We start from the raw sequence: 17,577 nt of genomic DNA on the forward strand, positions 1-17,577 counted from the left end.
TTGCAAGACGTGTACCGGCAAAACTTCGCCATCGCCACCGTGGTATCGACGGTTGGCGCGGCCGCCGCGGTCGCCGGGTTGCTGCCACTCTTCGTCGCCGACGAGGTCAACCAGTTACTCACCCTCGCCCTGCTGGTCAACTCCAGACGTCTCAGCGTGTTTCCTATCGGTGGGTCGCGAACGGAAGACGTTGAGCGGGGCCAAGCGCCGCCGTGGCACGCGCTCCCGTCGGTTGAGGTCGCGCGGTTTCTGGCGACCGATAGCGACAGCGGCCTCGGTACCGCGGAGGCCGGTCGCCGGCTGCGGCGGTACGGGGTGAACGCGCTGGCCGAGGTAGCCCCGCCGACCTTTGGCACCCTCTACGTCAAACAACTCGCCACCGGAATGACGCTGGTCCTCGGCGCGGCCGCGGCTGTCTCTCTCGCGATCTCGGAGCCGCTCAGCGCGGTTTTGATCGGTGGCGTCGTGCTGGTGAATGCGGGCCTCGGCGCCTTCCAGGAGTTGCGGGCCGAGCAGGCGGTGGCGGCGCTTCGGAGCTACGCGGCGCCTACCGCGCACTGTCGTCGCGACGGGGACCTTCAGGAGATTCCGGCGACGCAGTTGGTCCCGGGGGACGTGGTCATGCTGCGTGCCGGGGATACCGTCCCGGCCGATGCCCGGCTCATCGAGAGCTACGAGCTCGAGATCGAGGAGGCGGTGCTCACCGGGGAGTCGCAGGCCGTCCAGAAAGGCGTCCTCCCGGTCCGGGTGAACGCGGAACTCGGCGACCGGGCTTCGATGGTCTATATGGGGAGCGGGGTCGTCGTTGGGCGGGCGAGGGCGATCGTCGTGGCGACGGGGAAGGACACCGCGATCGGCCGGATCGCCGGGCTCTTGACCCAGGAGGACGCGGCGGTACCCTTGCAGATGCGGTTAAGCAAAGTGAGCAACGTCATGGCCGGCGGTTCGATGTTAGCCGGGATCGCTTTTGTCGGCGCCGGGTTGCTGCGGCGCTTGCCGTTCAGCACGCTCGCGCTCGGTGGCATCACCCTCGTCACGGCCGCCATCCCCGAAGGGCTGCCGGCCACCGTCACGATCGCGCTCAGTGCGGCGGTGCAGCGGATGAGCCGCCGGTCGTTGATCGTGCGCCGGCTGAGCGCCGTTGAAACGCTGGGGCGGGTCACGGTGGTCTGTTGCGACAAGACCGGTACGCTCACCCAAAACAAGATGACGGTGCGCGCGCTTGCCGCGGGCCCGCTGGAATGGGCCGGCGAGGAACCACGCTGGAGTGCGCTCGATCCAGACGCGCGGCAGGTGCTGACGATCGGCGCGCTGTGCAACGATGCGGTGCTCGTCGATGCGGCCGGGCGCACGACGATGGGCAGTTCTACGGAGGGCGCGCTGCTCTTGGCGGCCGCCGACGCAGGGCTCGATCCTGCTGGGCTGTGGTATGCGCACCCCCGCCAGACCGAGCTGCCGTTTTCCAATGAGCGCGGGTTCATGGCCGTGGTGATCCGCGATCCCCAGGTGGGTCCCGTCCTCATGCTCAAGGGCGCTCCCGAGATTGTGGTCGAGTTTTGCGACCGCCGACTTCTCGATGGGACCGTCTCGTCGTTCGATGCGGCCGGGAAGAAACAGGCGCTGACCGTCTCCGATCGCATGGCCTATGAGGCGATGCGGGTTCTGGGCATGGCCTATCGTCCCCTCGACAGCGTGCCCACTCCGGAATCGCTGGAGCACCCACGTGGGTGTATCTTTGCCGGCCTTGTCGGGATGGGAGACCCCCTGCGGCCAGAAGTGCGGGACGCGGTGGAACGCTGCCGCAGTTACGGTGTGCGTGTGGTAATGGCGACGGGCGATCATCGCTCGACGGCGATTGCGATTGCTCGGCAACTCGGCCTCGTCTTCGCCCGCGAGGGCATGCTCGATGGCACTCAACTGGAGGCGATTACGGACCAAGAGCTCGCGGCGTTGCTTCCACAGACACAGGTCTTCGCGCGAGTCACGCCGGAGCAGAAGGTCCGGATTGTACGCACGATGCAGGCTGCCGGTGAAGTGGTGGCGATGACCGGCGACGGGGTCAACGATGCCCCCGCGGTCAAGCGGGCCGATGTGGGGATCGCCATGGGTCACACCGGGAGCGAAGTGACTCGCCAGGCCTCCTCGATCGTGATAGGCGACGACTCCTTCGAGTCGATTGTGTACGCGATTGAGGAGGGCCGCGGCGTGCAGCGCAATCTACGCCGCTCGATTGGGTTTCTCCTCGGCGGAAACCTGGGCGAGGCCCTGTTCATGCTGAGCGGCACGCTCCTTTCTGGCGAGGTACCGCTCCTACCCCTTCACGTCCTGCTTGTGAACTTGTTCACCGATGCCCTTCCGGTAATGGCGCTGGCCGCCCTGCCGTCGTCGCCCGACCAGGTAGGGCCCCGAGAGGGGCAGAATCTCTTTGATCCGTCCTTCTACCGGGATGTCCTTCGCCGTGGACTCGTCACCGGCACCGCCGCCACGGCGATCCGTGGCCTGGGCGGAGGGGCGGGGTCGGCCAGACGCCGTTCGATGGGTCTGGCGGGTTTGGTGGCAAGTCAATTAGTCCAAGCCCACAACTGGAGCAGCGGCGGTCGGGGTGACCGTTTCTTCTACGCATCGCAGGGGGTCTCGTGGGCGGCGCTGGTCGGCGTGATGGCCCTTCCGCCCTTGCGACGTGTTTTTGGGACGACATCCCTGAGCCCGTGGGCGTGGGCGCAGATCTTGGGCATCGCCATGGTTGCCGATCGCGCACTGTGGGGTTCGGTCCAGCTGCCGGCTGTGTCACCCCGGCAGACGCCGACACTATGAAGGAGGGAGACTCATGGCGGGGGAGTTCGGAAGAGGTGTGTCGACGATTCTCTTCGGCGAGGCCCTTGCGCTCGCCGCGGTGCTTGCCTTTTCACCGAAGGCCCGGGAGATCGCGCGTCCATACTTCGTTCGCGGGATTCGTAAGGCGCTCGAGCTCGGGGAGGAGATGAAGGGGATGGTCGAGGAGGCGAAGGTGGAGGCAACCCGGCTGGTCCGGGACCTCGAGATCGAACGGGTCGGCACAAGCCAGCACTGAGGTGGCTCGATCCTCCCAGACGGTCCACATTGACGCCCCACCGGCGAGCGTCTTTGGGTTCGTCGCCGATCGCTTTCGTGCCGGCCGTTTGGACCCCCGCCTCCAGGTGCTTCGGGTCGAATCAGAAGACGGCAGGCCTCGGACCGTCCACCTTCTCGTCACGGTACCCGGGATGAGGCGGATGGAACTCGTCGCGGACGTTGCCGCTTTTGAACCTAACCGGTTGATCGTGCTGCGATCGTTGCCACCGAGCCACGGACTCCAATTCAATCTGCGGTATGCGTGCGTCCCGGCGGAGACCGGATCCAACCTGACCTGTGACATCGAGATCAGGATGGGAGGGCTGGCCGCAGGTTTCCTCGGCCCCCTCCTGAAGCGGAATATTGCGCAGCATGTTGGCCGGATGCTCGACGTCGCCAAGCGGGAATTAGAACGGGGGAGGACCGCCGGGTTCTAACCATGCCCCGTCGGGTGGGGTTTCTGGCGGTGCTCCACACTGGCGCAACGTCGGAGGCACGACGTCGTTGTGCGTGGCGGCCAGGTCACACCGTCACCTTCGCGGAGCACAGTGGCGAGACGACCCTCTCGGTGAATGCGCGTGTCGTCACATCGACCGCTAAGGCCGGCGCCGTATCTCGAGGGGATTGAGGCGGGCTGGGCACAACGCCTGGACCGCCTCAGGATGTACCTCAGGGAGGAGTGACCGCTTCGCCGGGGGCCGGCATGGTGGATGGCGGTGAGCCGCCGCAAGGGGGGACGAATCATGATCTTTGCACTGTGGATCGTTCAAGGGCTGCTCGCGCTCATCTTTCTGTTCACCGGTGGAATGAAGCTGATGTTGCCGCTCGAGGCACTGACGAAGCAAGTGCCGCTGCCGGGGCTGCTCTTGCGGTTCGTGGGGGTGGCGGAGGTGCTCGGAGCGATCGGCTTGATCCTCCCCGGGCTCTTGGGCATTCGGGAGGGCCTGACACCGCTGGCCGCGGCCGGGCTGGTGATCGTTATGATCGGGGCGACCGCGTTCACGCTGGTCGAAATGGGCGCCGCGCTGGCACTGATCCCGCTCGTGGTCGGGCTCCTCTCGGCGTTTGTCGCCGTCGGCCGCTGGCGACTGTTGCCGAATCGTGGTTCGGCCCGTCCGTCACGCCTTCAACCGGCCGGCCACTCACGTCAAGGGTGAGGGTGGTTCCCTTTTTGTTCTAGATGAAAGGGCCCGGCCGGCCGGTCCCTTTGGGGACACCGCAATCCGTGTGGCCTTCTCTCCTCATGAAGCTCCTAAACCCCCGCCATTACACCGGATCCGGGGGTGTCGTACATCCGTAGAACCCCTACCGGATTGATGCGAATCGGTCGGTGGCGCGTACGAGTTCCCGGGTGATGCCGGGGTCGTCGGCGGCGTGCGCCGCACCGTCAACGACCACTAATTCAGCCCGGGGCCAGACGCGTTTAAGGTCCCAGGCCCACGCGATCGGGGCTTGTAGATCGAGGCGTCCGTGGACCATGATCCCGGGGATACTGGCCAGTGAGTCCGCGCCGCGGAGCAGACTGCCGTCCTCGATCCACGCATTGTGTCGCACGTAGTGGGTGACCAGACGCGCAAACGCCATCGCGAAGGCGGGATCGGTGAATCGTGGCGACAGCCGCGGGGCGGGGGGCCAATCGGGGGTGGCGGACTCCCACGTGCACCATTCGACGGCGGCCCGCTCACGAACCGTGGGATCGGGATCGTGCAGTAGTCGATGGTATGCCTCGACGATATCGCCTTCGCGTTCGCCGGCTGGCACCGCGGCGCGGAGGCGTTCCCACTGCGCGGGAAGCAGGACTGCGGCGCCGCTCCGGAACCACCAGTCGAATTCCTTGCGCCGTCCGGTCGTCACGCCGAACAGGATCATCTCCGTGATCCGATCCGGGTGCCTTTCAGCGTAGGCAAGGGCGAGGGTGCTGCCCCAAGAGCCGCCTATCACCGACCAACGGTCAATCTCGAGATGCCGCCGCAGCCGTTCGATGTCCGCCATCAGGTGTGATGTGGTGTTGCTCGCGAGGCCCGTACCAGCGACGCTTGCGTGCGGCGTGCTCCGCCCGCAGCCCCGCTGGTCGAAGAGCACGATGCGGTACGCGTTTGGATCGAACAGCCTGCGGTGCCAGTTCGTGCACCCCGAGCCGGGGCCGCCGTGCAGGACCACGATCGGCTTGCCAGTGGGACGGCCGCATGTCTCCCAATACACGAGATGGCCGTCACCCACCTCGAGCATTCCGTGGTCGTACGGGTCGATCCCTGGATACAATGCGGTCATGGCGAGTGTGGCCTCCGACGGCAGAGGGACTTCCACGGGGCGGGGCCGGGAATCCCCCTGCCGAGCCTGGATGGATCGTATCGCCGCGAAGTTGCTTAGCGCCATGGTCTCGATGTACTCGTTTCCGTCCCGCTGCGGCACAAGACCTTCGACGCCGTTCCGCATCAGATTGGCACCTTGGTGCGGGCGATCGGTATCATCGCGATCCCGAGCCGCGAGTTCTGCGATTTGCGCGTACAGCTTCGCGCGTTCAGACTGACTGGTCACGACCCGTGCCTGCGTCACGAGAGCTATCAAGCCCGCCGCTAGAGGCGGACTCTATTTCTCCTTTCGAGCCTTCGGGGTTGCCCTGGCTGAATCCCGAGTGCAGACCACCGAAGCCGTCGTGCACTCTGGCGGCCGTGCCGATCGGTTCCGGTTCGGGCTCGGCGGCAGGGGAGAGGGGGGAGCGAGGCCACGATCGAAGTGTCTCAATCATTTCATCGAAGGAAGCTGCACGATCGATGGTGACCCCGCACGGTGCCGCTCCTGGAGGCGAGGCCCTGAGGAGGCGAGATGATGAAGATCGGCGAGCGTGAACTCGAGCTTTTAACGGCGGATCTTCGGGCAGGGCGGCTCACCCGGCGTGAGGCGCTCGTGCGGTTGACCGGCCTCGGCCTTTCGGCGGGCGGCATCGCATCCGTCCTGGCGGCCGCCGTTCCCCGCCCATCGTGGGCGGCGGCACCGGGGGCCCGCGGCGCCAGCGGCGTTCTGAAGATGCTCTACTGGCAGGCGCCGACGATTCTCAACCCACACCTCACGGGGTCAAATCAGGACCTGCAGGCGGCCCGCCTCTGCCTGGAGCCTCTCCTCACGGTGGACGTGGCGGGTGCGTTCACCCCTGTGCTGGCGGCGGCGGTTCCGACCCGGGCGAACGGAGGACTGTCCGCGGACGGCAGATCGGTGACCTACAAGCTGAAGCGAGGGATCCGCTGGGCGGATGGACAGCCGTTTAGTGCGCAGGATGTGATCTTCACCTGGAGGTTCATCACCAACAAGCAGACCGGCGCCACTTGGTACGCCAGCTATGACGGCATCGAGACCGTTGAGGCCCCGGATCCCTCCACGGTGAAGATCACGTTCAAAGCGCCCACCCCCGCATGGTTCCTGCCCTTTGTGGGCGACAAGGGCCTGGTCCTGCCGCAGCACGTCATGGAAAGTTACCTGGGGGAAAGCGCACGCCGTGCGCCCTTCAACATGAAATGCTTTGGCACCGGCCCCTACAAGGTTGACGATTTTGCGCCCGGCGATCACGTGTTGTATTCCATCAACGAGCTCTACCGGGAGCCCACGAAGCCGGCGTTCGGTCAGGTGCAGTTGAAAGGCGGAGGCGACGCGACGTCAGCGGCGCGGGCGGTGCTGGAAACGGGCGAGTACGATTTCGCGTTCAATCTGCAGGTCGAATGGCCGGTGCTGGAACAGATGGCGAGCGCCGGTAAGGGAGTGGTGCAAACCGTTCAGGGGGGCGGCATCGAGGCCGTCTACTGCAACATGACCGACCCGAACAAAGAGATCGATGGCCAGCGTTCCTCCATCATGGCGCCCCATCCCTTTCTGACCGACGTGAGGGTTCGGCAGGCGTTGGGGCTCGCGATCGACCGCGAGACGGTGGCCAAGCAGTTGTACGGTGAGGAGGGGGGGGCGACGGCGAATGCCCTCACGACGCCGACCCGGTATGCCTCGAAAAATACCCGCTTGATCTTCGACATCGCCAAAGCCAATCAGTTGCTCGACGAAGCGGGCTGGCAACGCGGACCGGACGGCGTGAGAGTCAAGGGGGGCATGCGGCTCCACCTGACGTACGTGACGAGCGTCAATACCCTGCGGCAGAAAGAACAGGAGATCGTCAAGGCCGGCTGGGAGAAGATCGGCGTCGCGGTGGACCTGAAGGCCATCGAGTCCAGCGTGTTCTTCAGCACGACGCTGAACAACGACACCTTTCTGCATTTCTACAGCGACGTCGAGATGTACACGCAGAACTTTTCGCTATTTCCCAGCCTCTATATGGCGCAGTTCTTCAGCGGGGACCCGGCAAAGACGATCCCGCAGAAGGACAACAATTGGTCGGGGCAGGACGTGACCCGGTGGCAGAACGAGGAATACAACACCCTCTACCAACAGGCACAGGTCGAACTGGACCCCAAGAAGAACGACGCCCTCTGGATCAAAATGAATGACCTTGTCGTCGGCCAGGCGGTGGAGCTTCCGATCATCGACCGGAGGACCGTGGCCGCCCACGCCCGCACCCTCGATACGGGTCGTAATTTGAGTCCCTTCGACAACGCGACGCCGAACGTCGCCGACTGGAGGCGCACGTCCTAGGCCGTACGCCAGGTGCGATCGGTCGACGCCTCACACGGAAATCAGCTCCTTCAGCGCGTCAACGGTCTCCGCGACGGGCGGCTCGCTCTTGTCGATCGGCTCGAAGGTCGCGGGCCAGCGCAGACCCGCCCCGGTGGCGATGAGGACGATGGTCGGACCTCCGGCATTCGTCCCCTCCGGGTGGAGGACCCTCAGTCCGGCGAGCGGAGCGGCCGAAGACAGTTCCACGCAGAGGCCGACGCGCCGCAGGTGCTCTTGGGCCGTCCGCAAGGCGGTATCGGTGAGGGCCAGGGCACGTCCGTTCGACCGCCGAACGGCCAGCAGAGCGTGCTCCCCCGACTGTCGGTCGACAATGGATCGGGCGTCTGAAGGACCGGTGGAGACCGGCTCGACGTGGGGGAGGTTCAGACGCCACGCCGGCTCGAGCGGTGCGCCCGCCGCGGACTGACACGCGATGATTCTCGGCACGGCGGGGGCGAGCCCGAGGCGGGCGAGTTCGTGAAACCCCTTGTACAACCCCCAGGCGCCATCGCCGCCGGCCACGGGAATAAACACTTCGTCGGGGACCGTCCCCCCCAACTGATGAAAGATCTCATACGCCATGGTCTTGTACCCCTCCAGCCCGAAGGGGTTACCGGTCGGCCGCCCACCCGCGCCGGGCGAGTTTCGCTGGGCGACGTACCAGCGGTGTTGTCGCACCAGGTCGGCCATGAGGGGAGTGACCGCCCCATCGGGCACGGTCACCGCGCCCGCTCCGAAGTAGCGAATCTCTCTGACCGCGGTCGCGGGGGCACCCGGGGAGAGGAGAACCAGGCACCGCAGGCCGGCACGAGCGGCGTACGCGGCGAGCGACACGCCATGGTTCCCAGTCGAAGTGCACAAGATTTTCTCGAATCCGAATTGAACGGCCGAGGCGACGGTGACCGCGTTCGTCCTGTCTTTGAAGGAGTGCGTAGGATTCACGGCCTCGTGCTTGACCCAGACAGAGGAGGCTCCCATTTTATCGGCGATTGTTGGCAGGCCCACCAAGGGAGTGGCGCCCTCTCCCAGCGTGACAACCGCGCGTTCATCGACGATCGGCAGGAGGGTGTGGTAGTCCCAGAGCCGGTGGACCCCGCCGGTGGTAAGCTGGGGGATCACGCGTTCTCCGTACTCATACGTGACATCGAGCGATGCCGGAGATCCCACCCTTCGGCACTCCGGGCATCCTTCAAGCATCGGGCCCAGGGGATAGCCCCGTCCGCACGTGAGGCACGTCAGCCCCTGTGCCGACGAAAAGCCATTCATTCGCTGCATCCCTCCTCGTCCCTCCGATCGTCGCGATTTGGATAGATGGCCTCGGGGCTTCCGCCGGATGGATGGCGCGCCGACGACTTCGGCCCGACGTTATCTGCGACGAGGGAAGAGGGCAATGACGAGTTCTCCGGGGTTAACCGAGACGAATTGACGGACCGCGGCCACGAGGCCGGCATAGGGCGCGCGCATCTCCACGAGCGGTTCGCCGTGAAGGTCCGTAATGGCGGCGAGTCCTGCGCCGGCTTCGACGCGCTCCCCCGGCGATACTCGAAGTCGGAGCATCCCCCCCGTTGGAGCATACAGCATCCCCCGATCGTAGAACTCCGGCACGGGGTTCGGAGGTGGCGTTCCCTCGAGAATGCCCAGATGCTGAAGCAGCCGCACGAAGTGTTGTTCGTATGTTCGGCGATTCTCCGCGCATGTGCGGCCCCCGCCGCCGATCTCCGCCTCGATCACCGGCACGCCCAATTCCACTGCGGTGGTTCCGAGGACCCCCGGGATCCAGCCGCCTTCGCGGAGCCGCGTGAACCCGGCGGCCACGGCGGCGTCCCGGCTCCGTTGGGCGATCGTCCCGGTCCCCTCCGGAAGCTCTGCGTACGGGCTCACCATCCCGGTAGCGAACCAGCTGTGGAGCGTAAAGACAAAGTCTGCCCCCGCAACGATGTCGTGGATGAGGTGGTAGGCCAGGCGTTCGGACGGCGTCCCTTCGGCATTGCCGGGAAAGATGCGATTGAGATCCAAGCCGTCCACGGGGCTGCGGCGCTGGTGCGCCGCAAAGGCGGGAGAGTTGGCAACGGGAATGAGGATGACTGTGCCCCGCAGAATCGTTGGGTCGCATCCGCGCCAGAAGTCCAATAGCGCCAGCATCCCTTCCGGTTCGTCACCATGGATCCCCGCGATCGCAACACACCGGGGGCGTCGCCGCGACCCGATCGCCACCTGGACCGGAACCGTGAGCGAGGACCCATCGGCGAAGTGTGTGATGGCGAAATCGAAGGCGTGGCGGGACCCGGTGGCCAATTTGTCGACATCGACCCATTCCGAGACACGGATCGCCATGGATGGTTTACCCCCCGTTCGCCGGAGCCCCCGGTTGACCTTGCTTCTCTTCGTCTGCGTTCCGTGTAGGGTGGACCTCGATCCGCCCCACCGGTGGCCGGAACTCGTCTAAGGGCACACGGCGTTTCCTTCGGTACCGTGCGGAACCGTCCCCTTCACGCGCGCGCTCCCGCTCCGGGATGCCCATTGAGGACCAGAAGGCCTCCGAACAGGCGGCGCCGCCCGCGGCCGGTCACGGCGGTCCTGATGTGCGCTTCCCGCCGATTGCCTCACGGGACTGCGGTCTCAGGCCGGGGCTCTTGACGAAGCATCCTCTCCTCGCGAACAAGGGCGGGACGGTTGGATGCTGTACGGTCCGGCGAAGGAGATCTCCATGACGGAGAGAAACACGTGCGTGCCAAGGTGATCGTCGGCCCTATCCTGACCGGGGGGTAGCTCGATGCACCTGTTACCCTCCGCCTTAGCACACCGCACGAGGGCCTCACTCAAAAGGGGGTGGAGCACGATGGCGTGGCGCCTCAAAGGGACGTACTTTGAAAGTTGCAACTGCAACATGGTCTGCCCATGTAGCACCTCCGGCCTGACGATGCCCGCGGACAACGAGCGCTGCCGGGTCGTGCTGGTGTTCCACGTCGCCTCGGGCGATGTCGAGGGGGTGGACGTGAGCAACCTCACCGTGGCCGTATTGGCCGACACCCCACGGCAGATGCTCGATGGGCAGTGGCGCGTGGGTGTGTTCATGGATTCGACCGCCTCCTCCAAACAGGCGGAGAAGCTCGGTGCCGTGTTCTCGGGGAAACTCGGTGGCCCGATGGCCGGCCTGGCGCCGTTGATCGGGGAGATGTTGGGAGTGGAGGTTGTGCCCATCGAGTACCGGGACGACGGGCGCCGGCACCGGGTGAAGATCGGCAACGCCGCGGCGATTGAGATCGAGGACTTCGTGCCGCCGGGGAGTCCCACCGGCGAGGTGTCCAAAATCACGGGAGCGTTCCATCCGGCGAACTCGACCCTCACCATTGCCAAGACGACAACGGCGCGAGTGAAGGCGTTCGGGTTGGAGTTTTCCAACGATGGAAAGAACGGCCACTCTGCTCCGTTTTCGTGGGCCGCATGAGCATTCGGTATCCACATAGCGACCGGGTCGGTTCTCCTCGCTGAGGCTTGAGCCCGATGTCCACGGCCCCCCTCGGGATCTCCAGGCGGCCGCAGATCGTATTGTGGCTGGTCGCGTTACTGCTGGCCGCCATCGGGTGGGCCGTCACCGCGATCCAAGCCCGGGGGATGGGGAGCATGCCGGGCATGGGGGGAATGGTGGGGGGGCCGAGTCCAGTCCTGGTCTTTCTGCCCGTCTGGGTCGCCATGATGGTGGCGATGATGTTCCCGTCGGTGGTGCCGATGCTGTCACTCTTCTCCACGATGGGCCGCCATCAGCGGAGCGCCGGTGGGTCGGCGGCGCCGACGTGGGTCTTCCTCGTCGGCTATTTAGCGGTGTGGAGTATGTTCGGGGTTGCCGCGTATCTGCTCTCCCTGGTGGTGCCCGCCGTGGGCATGGCCGCTCCCGGTCTCAGGGCACACAGCCCGCTGGTAGGGGGATTTGTGCTGGTTCTGGCCGGGGCGTATCAATGGAGCCCCTGGAAGGGCGTCTGCCTGCAACACTGCCGCTCTCCATTGGCGTTCATGCTCCAGTCGTGGCGCGCTGGCTACGGCGGCGCGTTTTTCATGGGGGTCTCCCACGGCGCCTACTGCGTGGGGTGCTGTTGGGGACTGATGGTGGTGTTGTTCGCGGTGGGGTTGATGAATCTGGGGTGGATGATTCTGCTGGCGACCGTGATCTTCATCGAGAAGATCTTCCGGCACGGTCCACTCATTGGCCGGTTGGTGGGCCTCGGTCTTCTTCTCTTTGGCCTGGCCACCGCGGTCGCACCCTGGTTTGGAACGCCGACCCCCGTGGCACCAATGTGAGGACCATGCTGAGCGGGACGGTCGAGCATTTCCGCGAACGCGATCAGCGCTGGATGAATGATGCCGAATACGTTGCCGACACACGCGTGAGTTTTGAACAAAGATCGGATGGATACCAAGCGCATCGAGTGGGTGGCAGATCTTCTCAACGCCCGCTCCCCATGTCGCTCGATCGGTTCGGGCGCAGGGTTCGGCATGGGGCGGCGGGCATTGATCGGCCGGGCGGGGCGATGCCCTGTCCTTGGCCGAGCGTCGATCGCGATGTTGCACCGGGAGATGGGAGGTCTGCGATGTGGAGGGTGGCCGTCGGGTGTGTGACTTTCCTGATCGGGATGCTGGTCTCTGCCACGTTGACGAACGCGCAAACCGCGTTGCCGCAGTTCTCCGCCGATGTGGCGAATCCAAGGGGGACACTCGATCGATTGTACGTGGGGTCCGACAAAGTGCGCATCGAATCTTCCCAAGGACAACAAACGTTCATTTTCATTGTGGACCTCAAGACGCAGATCGCGCAGGCACTGGATCCGAGCCAGAAGACGTTCCGGGAAGCGAACATGCCTGGGATCGCGACGCTTCTCCGGCTCTTGCAGCCCATAGATCCCGGCAATCCCTGCCCGCAACTGCTGCAAATTAGTCGAGTGGCCTCTCCGGCCACAAAACTGCTGGACTGCAAAAGCGTCGGCGGCGAAACCGTGAACGGCCGCAATACGGTGAAGTGGGTCGGGACGACACAGACGCCTCCGGGGCCCGCGAGGACCGGGTACTTCTGGATTGACCCGATGCTGCACTTTATCGTCAGGGCGCGAAATGCAGACGGGTCCGACCTCTTCGAGCTTCGGAACATCAAAGAAGGACAGCAACCGGCTAGCCTGTTCGAAATTCCCCCCGGGTACCAGAAGATCAGTGGCTGAGCGGTGTGCGGGGGAGGGCCGACGGGTCGATAAGCGAGAATTCCGGCGCCATCTGCACCATTGGAGTTCGTGAGCCCCTGTCCTCGATGCGCGGGCGGGGCGGTCGATGAGGAGGAGGGCGATGGCGGAGAGACGGTCCGCAACCTTAGAACAACGGGTGGCAGTGCTCGAGGGTGAGTTGCGGAGGGCGAATGAACGCATTCGCGCTTTCGAGTACTGGCGACGACGGGCGACGCGTCAGTGGACCCTCATCTTTAGCGGGGTGGTCTCCCTCCTGCTCGTGCTTGGTTGGGTCGCTCCGACCCCGGGCGCGGGCCCGGCGTCGGCCAAAGCACCCTTTCGGGTGGTGAACGGCGCTGGCACGACGATTCTGGAGGTCCTCGCCGGCAAGCAGGGGGGGTTGGTGGAAATTAATAGCAACACCGGGCGCGCTGGGGTGGAGATCGGCGTGGGGCAGAGCGGGGGCGGCGCCATCGCTCTGGTCGGGGCCACTGGTGGCACGGGCGGCGTTCCGGATCAAGAGTTCCTGGCGGGCATCATTGACGGCAGGCCTAAGCTGGAGCTTCTCAAGGGCGTGTCCAAGACCGTGGAACTCGCCGGGGCCAGCGATGCCGACCAAGACGCACATCTTGTGATGTTCAACAAGAACGCCAATCAGGTTGCCGATTTCGGGTCCGGCACCTCTCAGAACGGTTTCATGGCACTCAAGAACGAGAAAGGCGCCACGTCAGTCGAGGCGGGCACCGATGTCACCGGCCGTGGCTTTGTGACCGCCGCCACGGCCGGCCATGCTGACGCACTGACCTCGCTGGTCGGGCCGCGGAAGTAACTCCATGTCAGCTCTGCGGGCCGGGGCGGCGAGTATTCGGGGTGAGATCCCGGACGGGAGGTAGCGCCTTGGCGAAGTTTTGCGCCGAATGCGGTGCGCCGCTGCAGCCGCAGCAGAAATACTGCAGCGAATGCGGCAAAGCGGTCATTGGCAATGCGCCCCCCGCTCCCGCCGCGGCGTCCCATCCTCCGGGTGCGTCCGCCGGTCGGAGCGCTGTTTCGAAGCTCCCAAGCCGACTCCCGAGGAATCTTGCCCTTGCAGGCGGTGCGGTCGTTCTCCTCGCGCTTCTTGTTGCCGGCCTCACGCACCTGAATAGCCGCACCCTTAAGACGGCCGAAGTATCGCCTCTCAGCCCGCAAGCGCCGGCTCCGGGGGCGCCGACGCCACCTGTGGTCCAAACACCCGTGGCGACGCCACCCCAGAAACCGGTCGAACCTCCAACCGAAGTCCGACACGTCACCGCCAAGGATGGGCAGTGCAGCCTCTTTACGAAGGCGGAGCTGACCAGCGTGCTCGGGGTCACCTTCACCCACGCCACCGAGGACACCACCGGCTGCACCTACAAGGGTGACAACGCGCGGGAATGGGTGCGGGTTGAGGTCCTCTGGACCGGCGGCCGGAGAGCCCTCCAGCAGAGGGCGACGGCCTACGAAACCCTGACGAAATCCAACCCGAAAGGCTGGATCCCCCCGTTCCAGCCGGTTCCCGGATTGGGAGACGCGGCCTTCGTCAACCTGGTGAACGCCGTTCAAGTCGAGAAGGGAGACATCGCATTCACCCTCGACCTGCGGTATTTTCATGACCTGCCGGACCCGAACGCGCTGGTGCCGGATTCAACAACGCTCTTGGTCAATAGGGCACTGGATCGGCTGTGACCGCACCCGAGGGACGTCACACCCCCTGATCGTCCGATCGGCTGCTCTGCGATGCGCGACGGGCGGGACGTCCGGCGCCGCGTTCAGTTCAGTTTCGGCTTCACCGCCCCAACGAACTTGTCCACCGCCTCCAAGGTGGCTTTTCCGATGAGTTGTCCGTCGAAGTTGTCGAGGCTGACATTCCCCCATCCGACCCACACCGAGGTGCTGCCCGTCTGTTTCTTGACGTCGGCCTTGGGTTCAGCCACCATCTGTCCGGTCGACGCGTCCAGGACCTTCCCGTGGATGCTGACCGTTGCCGTGTCGGTATAGGTGCACCCGACGATGGGAAGGCACCCGCCCGTGCGCTGTTGGTCAAACGACGTGACTTCCCCCATGATCACAAAGTCTGCCGCGAGCGTTTTGGCCACCGTCTGGGCGTCCTCCGGGTCGATCATCCCGGCCGTCTCCACCTTGGCCTGCTGGAGGGCCTCCTGAACGCGCTCCCGCGGGAGCACTCTCAGCGACTGATCGTCACGCAGCTTGCTGATGACCCGGGTCGTCACCGCCTCCCGGGTGTTTTGCCACCCGCCCGCCCGATCTGCAAAATCCACGACCATGATGGACTTCCGAGGAGTCTGGGCATGACCGGGCGGCATCACGAGCGCCAGGGCGAGCATCAGTGCCCCCACCACGGAAACGACTCGCCTCATTTTCCTGCCTCCTTGAGGGGCTGCGCGGGTGACGGCCCAACGCCCGCACGCCCGGGACCGTGTAGCCATTCCCGAAGGAGCGCGCTGCCCCGTGGGATCTTGCCCATCACCACGGGCCCGTCCACGTGACCACGATGCTCAGGACTTGCGCCGTGAGGGCGTAGTGAGTCGTCGTGTTCTCACCCGCGGCATAGATGCCCGTCCCCGCGGGCACGCGGATCCCCATCCCCTGGGGGAGCTTGGGGAATAAGGCAAATTCCTGGGATTCGATCTCTGATCGCTGGACCCTCAGCAATTTCCCAAAGACCGGTTCGAGATCCCGGAGCCGCATTCCCGGGTGCACCCCCCCGGCGGTGGCATAGGTCGGAGCATACACCTCGATCCCATGGATCCCCGTACGCTCGTTGACCGGATCCCAGGCCTGCTTGGGGAGGGGGAAGAGCACCATCACGCGCTGGGTCCCGTGCCGCACGACGTAGATGACGGCACCGTCGCCGTTTGTCCCTTTCGCCACCTCCAGCCCGTGCAGGGCGATTTGCGCCTGTGCAATGGTCATCCCAACCCGCACCGGCCCCACCGAGGCAGGCGCAATGAGATGATCCGATGGTACAGGGTTCGTCGAGGCGGGGGCGCCCTGCGGTTCCTTCTGCGCCGCTGCATGCGGGGGACCGATGGCTCCCGGGTCAGTACATCCCAACCGCACCGGCCGCTGCAATATCGCCGCGCCGTCAAAATCCATCGCCAACCAGGCTTTCCCGAGGATCGCGCAGGCGTGGCAGCCGTCTCGCAGGGCGAACGTGAACACAAAGCGCTGCCCTCCCTGCGGCAGGGTCGTCATCTCCTTGAAGCTCGGGACATCCCCCAACCACCTCGCGTTCGGATGTCTCCGGAGGATGGTGTCATAGTAGGGATCTCCCGCGAGAACGAGCGAGGCCGCGGAACTCTGGACGTCAACCACGGGAGGCTTGCCGTTGATTAAGGCCGGGACCTCATTATCGTTTGCCCGAAACGGATAGGCGATGGTCGCCAGATCGACCCGTCCCAACGCCCGAAGCGCCTCGAGATATCCTTCCCCACCCAGCGACCGACTAAATTCGATGGCTTGTGCCGACGCCGCCGACTGCTCCATCAGACCCGGAAGACACCCCGCGCTCTTCCCCGCACACTCCCGCCCAATCTCCAGGAAGACCTCTCGCGGCGGGTTCCAGACGGCCTCCGGGCCCACCCGCTCCCTCATCCCTGGCGGTTGGGCCTTCGCGCTCTCGGTCGCGGAGAACGCCAACACGATCACCACGCACAACAGCGGCATTCTGCTACGGGCGTGTGCTGCGTTCATGAGCCGTCCCCGCTCCCTGTCTCGAGGTCCGAGGTTCCCCGGTCTGCCGCGGGAGGGACGCGTCGCCATCCCGGCGGCGAGGTCAGGTATGGGATTCGTGTGGCACTCGACGTGCCCCTGTTCGCTGAAGGTGACGGTGCGGGGTAGGAGCGCGCGTATCGCCGATGCTCGGGGACCGACCGCCGGCCGTCACCGTGTGCGTTCCGTCGGCAGCGAGGAGGCCCCCCCAATGGGGCGCAAGGGCTGCGGGGCATCACATCGAGATCGACGACACGTCCCCGCGGTCGCCACGTCCTCCACGGTCGCTCACCGGGACGCGAGCAGGAATCGCTTTCAAGCCATCCGAACACTACTCGCGCGCAGAATCCCGCTTCGAATGCCTGCTCGTCGGTGCGGAGATGGGCGAAGGGGAGAGGCAATGGCCGGCTTTTCGCCGCGGTGGGTCACCCGCGTCACGGAAGAGGACTTCCGGCCCCTGACGGCCAAGCCCGAGGCGGACCCGCGAGAGGAAGGCTTCACCTGCAATCTGATCTCTCGGGTGCGGAGCGGATCCGAGGATCTCCGTATCACCTACTGCCGGATGCTGCCCCACCAATACCATATCCGCCACCACCATCCGAATGCCGCCGAGTTCTATTTCGTGATCGCGGGGACGTGCGCCGTGTACCTCGGGGGGGAAGTGGTGTCCGCGTCCCCGGGGACGTGCATCTACATTCCGGCGAACACCGTGCACGCCGTCCGCAACGAGTCGGAGAGCGTCTGCGAGTTGCTCGCCGGCTTCAACCGCCCGGAGTACGCTGAGTGCGGGCTGGTCTACGATGAGTAGGGCGATGTCCCGCGAGCGGGGCACACGGTCGGCCGCGGGACGTGTCCGATCTACCCGATCGTTCGGAGA

Annotated in this window: 16 protein-coding genes; 11 read left to right on the plus strand and 5 right to left on the minus strand. The window is 65.4% G+C overall.

Annotation, left to right across the window (positions count from 1 at the left end):
* From VKV57_05900 to VKV57_05915, 4 genes are all read left to right on the plus strand, one after another.
* Positions 1-2,814: cation-translocating P-type ATPase (locus VKV57_05900; protein ID HLW59445.1), on the plus strand; the 2,814-nt coding region annotated here is incomplete at its 5' end.
* 13 nt (positions 2,815-2,827) lie between these two features.
* The gene (locus VKV57_05905; GenBank protein HLW59446.1) at positions 2,828-3,070 is read left to right on the plus strand and encodes a hypothetical protein; all 243 of its coding nucleotides are present in this window, start codon (positions 2,828-2,830) and stop codon (positions 3,068-3,070) included.
* A gap of 1 nt (position 3,071) precedes the next feature.
* Positions 3,072-3,527: an SRPBCC family protein gene (locus tag VKV57_05910; protein HLW59447.1), complete on the plus strand. Its 456-nt coding sequence runs from the start codon at positions 3,072-3,074 to the stop codon at positions 3,525-3,527.
* A 306-nt stretch (positions 3,528-3,833) separates the two neighbouring features.
* Entirely contained in the window at positions 3,834-4,247 is a 414-nt protein-coding gene (locus tag VKV57_05915) for a DoxX family protein (protein ID HLW59448.1), read from the plus strand.
* A 148-nt stretch (positions 4,248-4,395) separates the two neighbouring features.
* Here the strand turns inward: VKV57_05915 and pip are convergent, their stop codons facing one another.
* Complete coding sequence (gene pip, locus VKV57_05920; protein HLW59449.1) at positions 4,396-5,526, minus strand: prolyl aminopeptidase; 1,131 nt, start codon at positions 5,524-5,526, stop codon at positions 4,396-4,398.
* 390 nt (positions 5,527-5,916) lie between these two features.
* Between pip and VKV57_05925 the strand changes: the two genes are divergently transcribed.
* Positions 5,917-7,722, plus strand: coding sequence for a peptide ABC transporter substrate-binding protein (locus tag VKV57_05925; GenBank protein HLW59450.1), 1,806 nt, complete (start codon positions 5,917-5,919; stop codon positions 7,720-7,722).
* A gap of 30 nt (positions 7,723-7,752) precedes the next feature.
* Here VKV57_05925 and VKV57_05930 read toward each other — a convergent pair whose 3' ends face one another.
* Both VKV57_05930 and VKV57_05935 read right to left on the minus strand, forming a co-directional pair.
* The gene (locus tag VKV57_05930) at positions 7,753-8,910 is read right to left on the minus strand and encodes a pyridoxal-phosphate dependent enzyme (protein ID HLW59451.1); all 1,158 of its coding nucleotides are present in this window, start codon (positions 8,908-8,910) and stop codon (positions 7,753-7,755) included.
* A gap of 198 nt (positions 8,911-9,108) precedes the next feature.
* Positions 9,109-10,077, minus strand: a complete 969-nt coding sequence (locus VKV57_05935; protein ID HLW59452.1) for a succinylglutamate desuccinylase/aspartoacylase family protein — start codon at positions 10,075-10,077, stop codon at positions 9,109-9,111.
* Between the two features lie 505 nt (positions 10,078-10,582).
* Here VKV57_05935 and VKV57_05940 point away from each other — a divergent pair.
* The 5 genes from VKV57_05940 (at position 10,583) to VKV57_05960 (ending at position 14,654) form a co-directional block, all read left to right on the plus strand.
* The gene (locus VKV57_05940) at positions 10,583-11,191 is read left to right on the plus strand and encodes a DUF1326 domain-containing protein (GenBank protein HLW59453.1); all 609 of its coding nucleotides are present in this window, start codon (positions 10,583-10,585) and stop codon (positions 11,189-11,191) included.
* A 56-nt stretch (positions 11,192-11,247) separates the two neighbouring features.
* Positions 11,248-12,039 carry a DUF2182 domain-containing protein gene (locus VKV57_05945; GenBank protein ID HLW59454.1) on the plus strand — a complete coding sequence of 264 codons (792 nt, stop codon included), beginning with the start codon at positions 11,248-11,250 and terminating at the stop codon, positions 12,037-12,039.
* 5 nt (positions 12,040-12,044) lie between these two features.
* Positions 12,045-12,950: a hypothetical protein gene (locus VKV57_05950; GenBank protein HLW59455.1), complete on the plus strand. Its 906-nt coding sequence runs from the start codon at positions 12,045-12,047 to the stop codon at positions 12,948-12,950.
* Between the two features lie 121 nt (positions 12,951-13,071).
* Entirely contained in the window at positions 13,072-13,779 is a 708-nt protein-coding gene (locus VKV57_05955; GenBank protein HLW59456.1) for a hypothetical protein, read from the plus strand.
* Positions 13,780-14,183: 404 nt separating this feature from the next.
* Entirely contained in the window at positions 14,184-14,654 is a 471-nt protein-coding gene (locus VKV57_05960; GenBank protein ID HLW59457.1) for a hypothetical protein, read from the plus strand.
* A gap of 83 nt (positions 14,655-14,737) precedes the next feature.
* Here the strand turns inward: VKV57_05960 and VKV57_05965 are convergent, their stop codons facing one another.
* On the minus strand, positions 14,738-15,346 hold the full coding sequence (locus VKV57_05965) for a CsgG/HfaB family protein (protein ID HLW59458.1): 609 nt from the start codon (positions 15,344-15,346) through the stop codon (positions 14,738-14,740).
* A 106-nt stretch (positions 15,347-15,452) separates the two neighbouring features.
* Positions 15,453-16,682, minus strand: a complete 1,230-nt coding sequence (locus VKV57_05970; GenBank protein HLW59459.1) for a hypothetical protein — start codon at positions 16,680-16,682, stop codon at positions 15,453-15,455.
* 418 nt (positions 16,683-17,100) lie between these two features.
* Between VKV57_05970 and VKV57_05975 the strand changes: the two genes are divergently transcribed.
* A complete protein-coding gene (locus VKV57_05975) occupies positions 17,101-17,508 on the plus strand; it encodes a cupin domain-containing protein (GenBank protein HLW59460.1) in 408 nt (135 codons plus the stop codon).
* Positions 17,509-17,577 lie beyond the last annotated feature (69 nt).

Source organism: bacterium (assembly GCA_035307765.1).
GTDB lineage: Bacteria > Sysuimicrobiota > Sysuimicrobiia > Sysuimicrobiales > Segetimicrobiaceae > Segetimicrobium.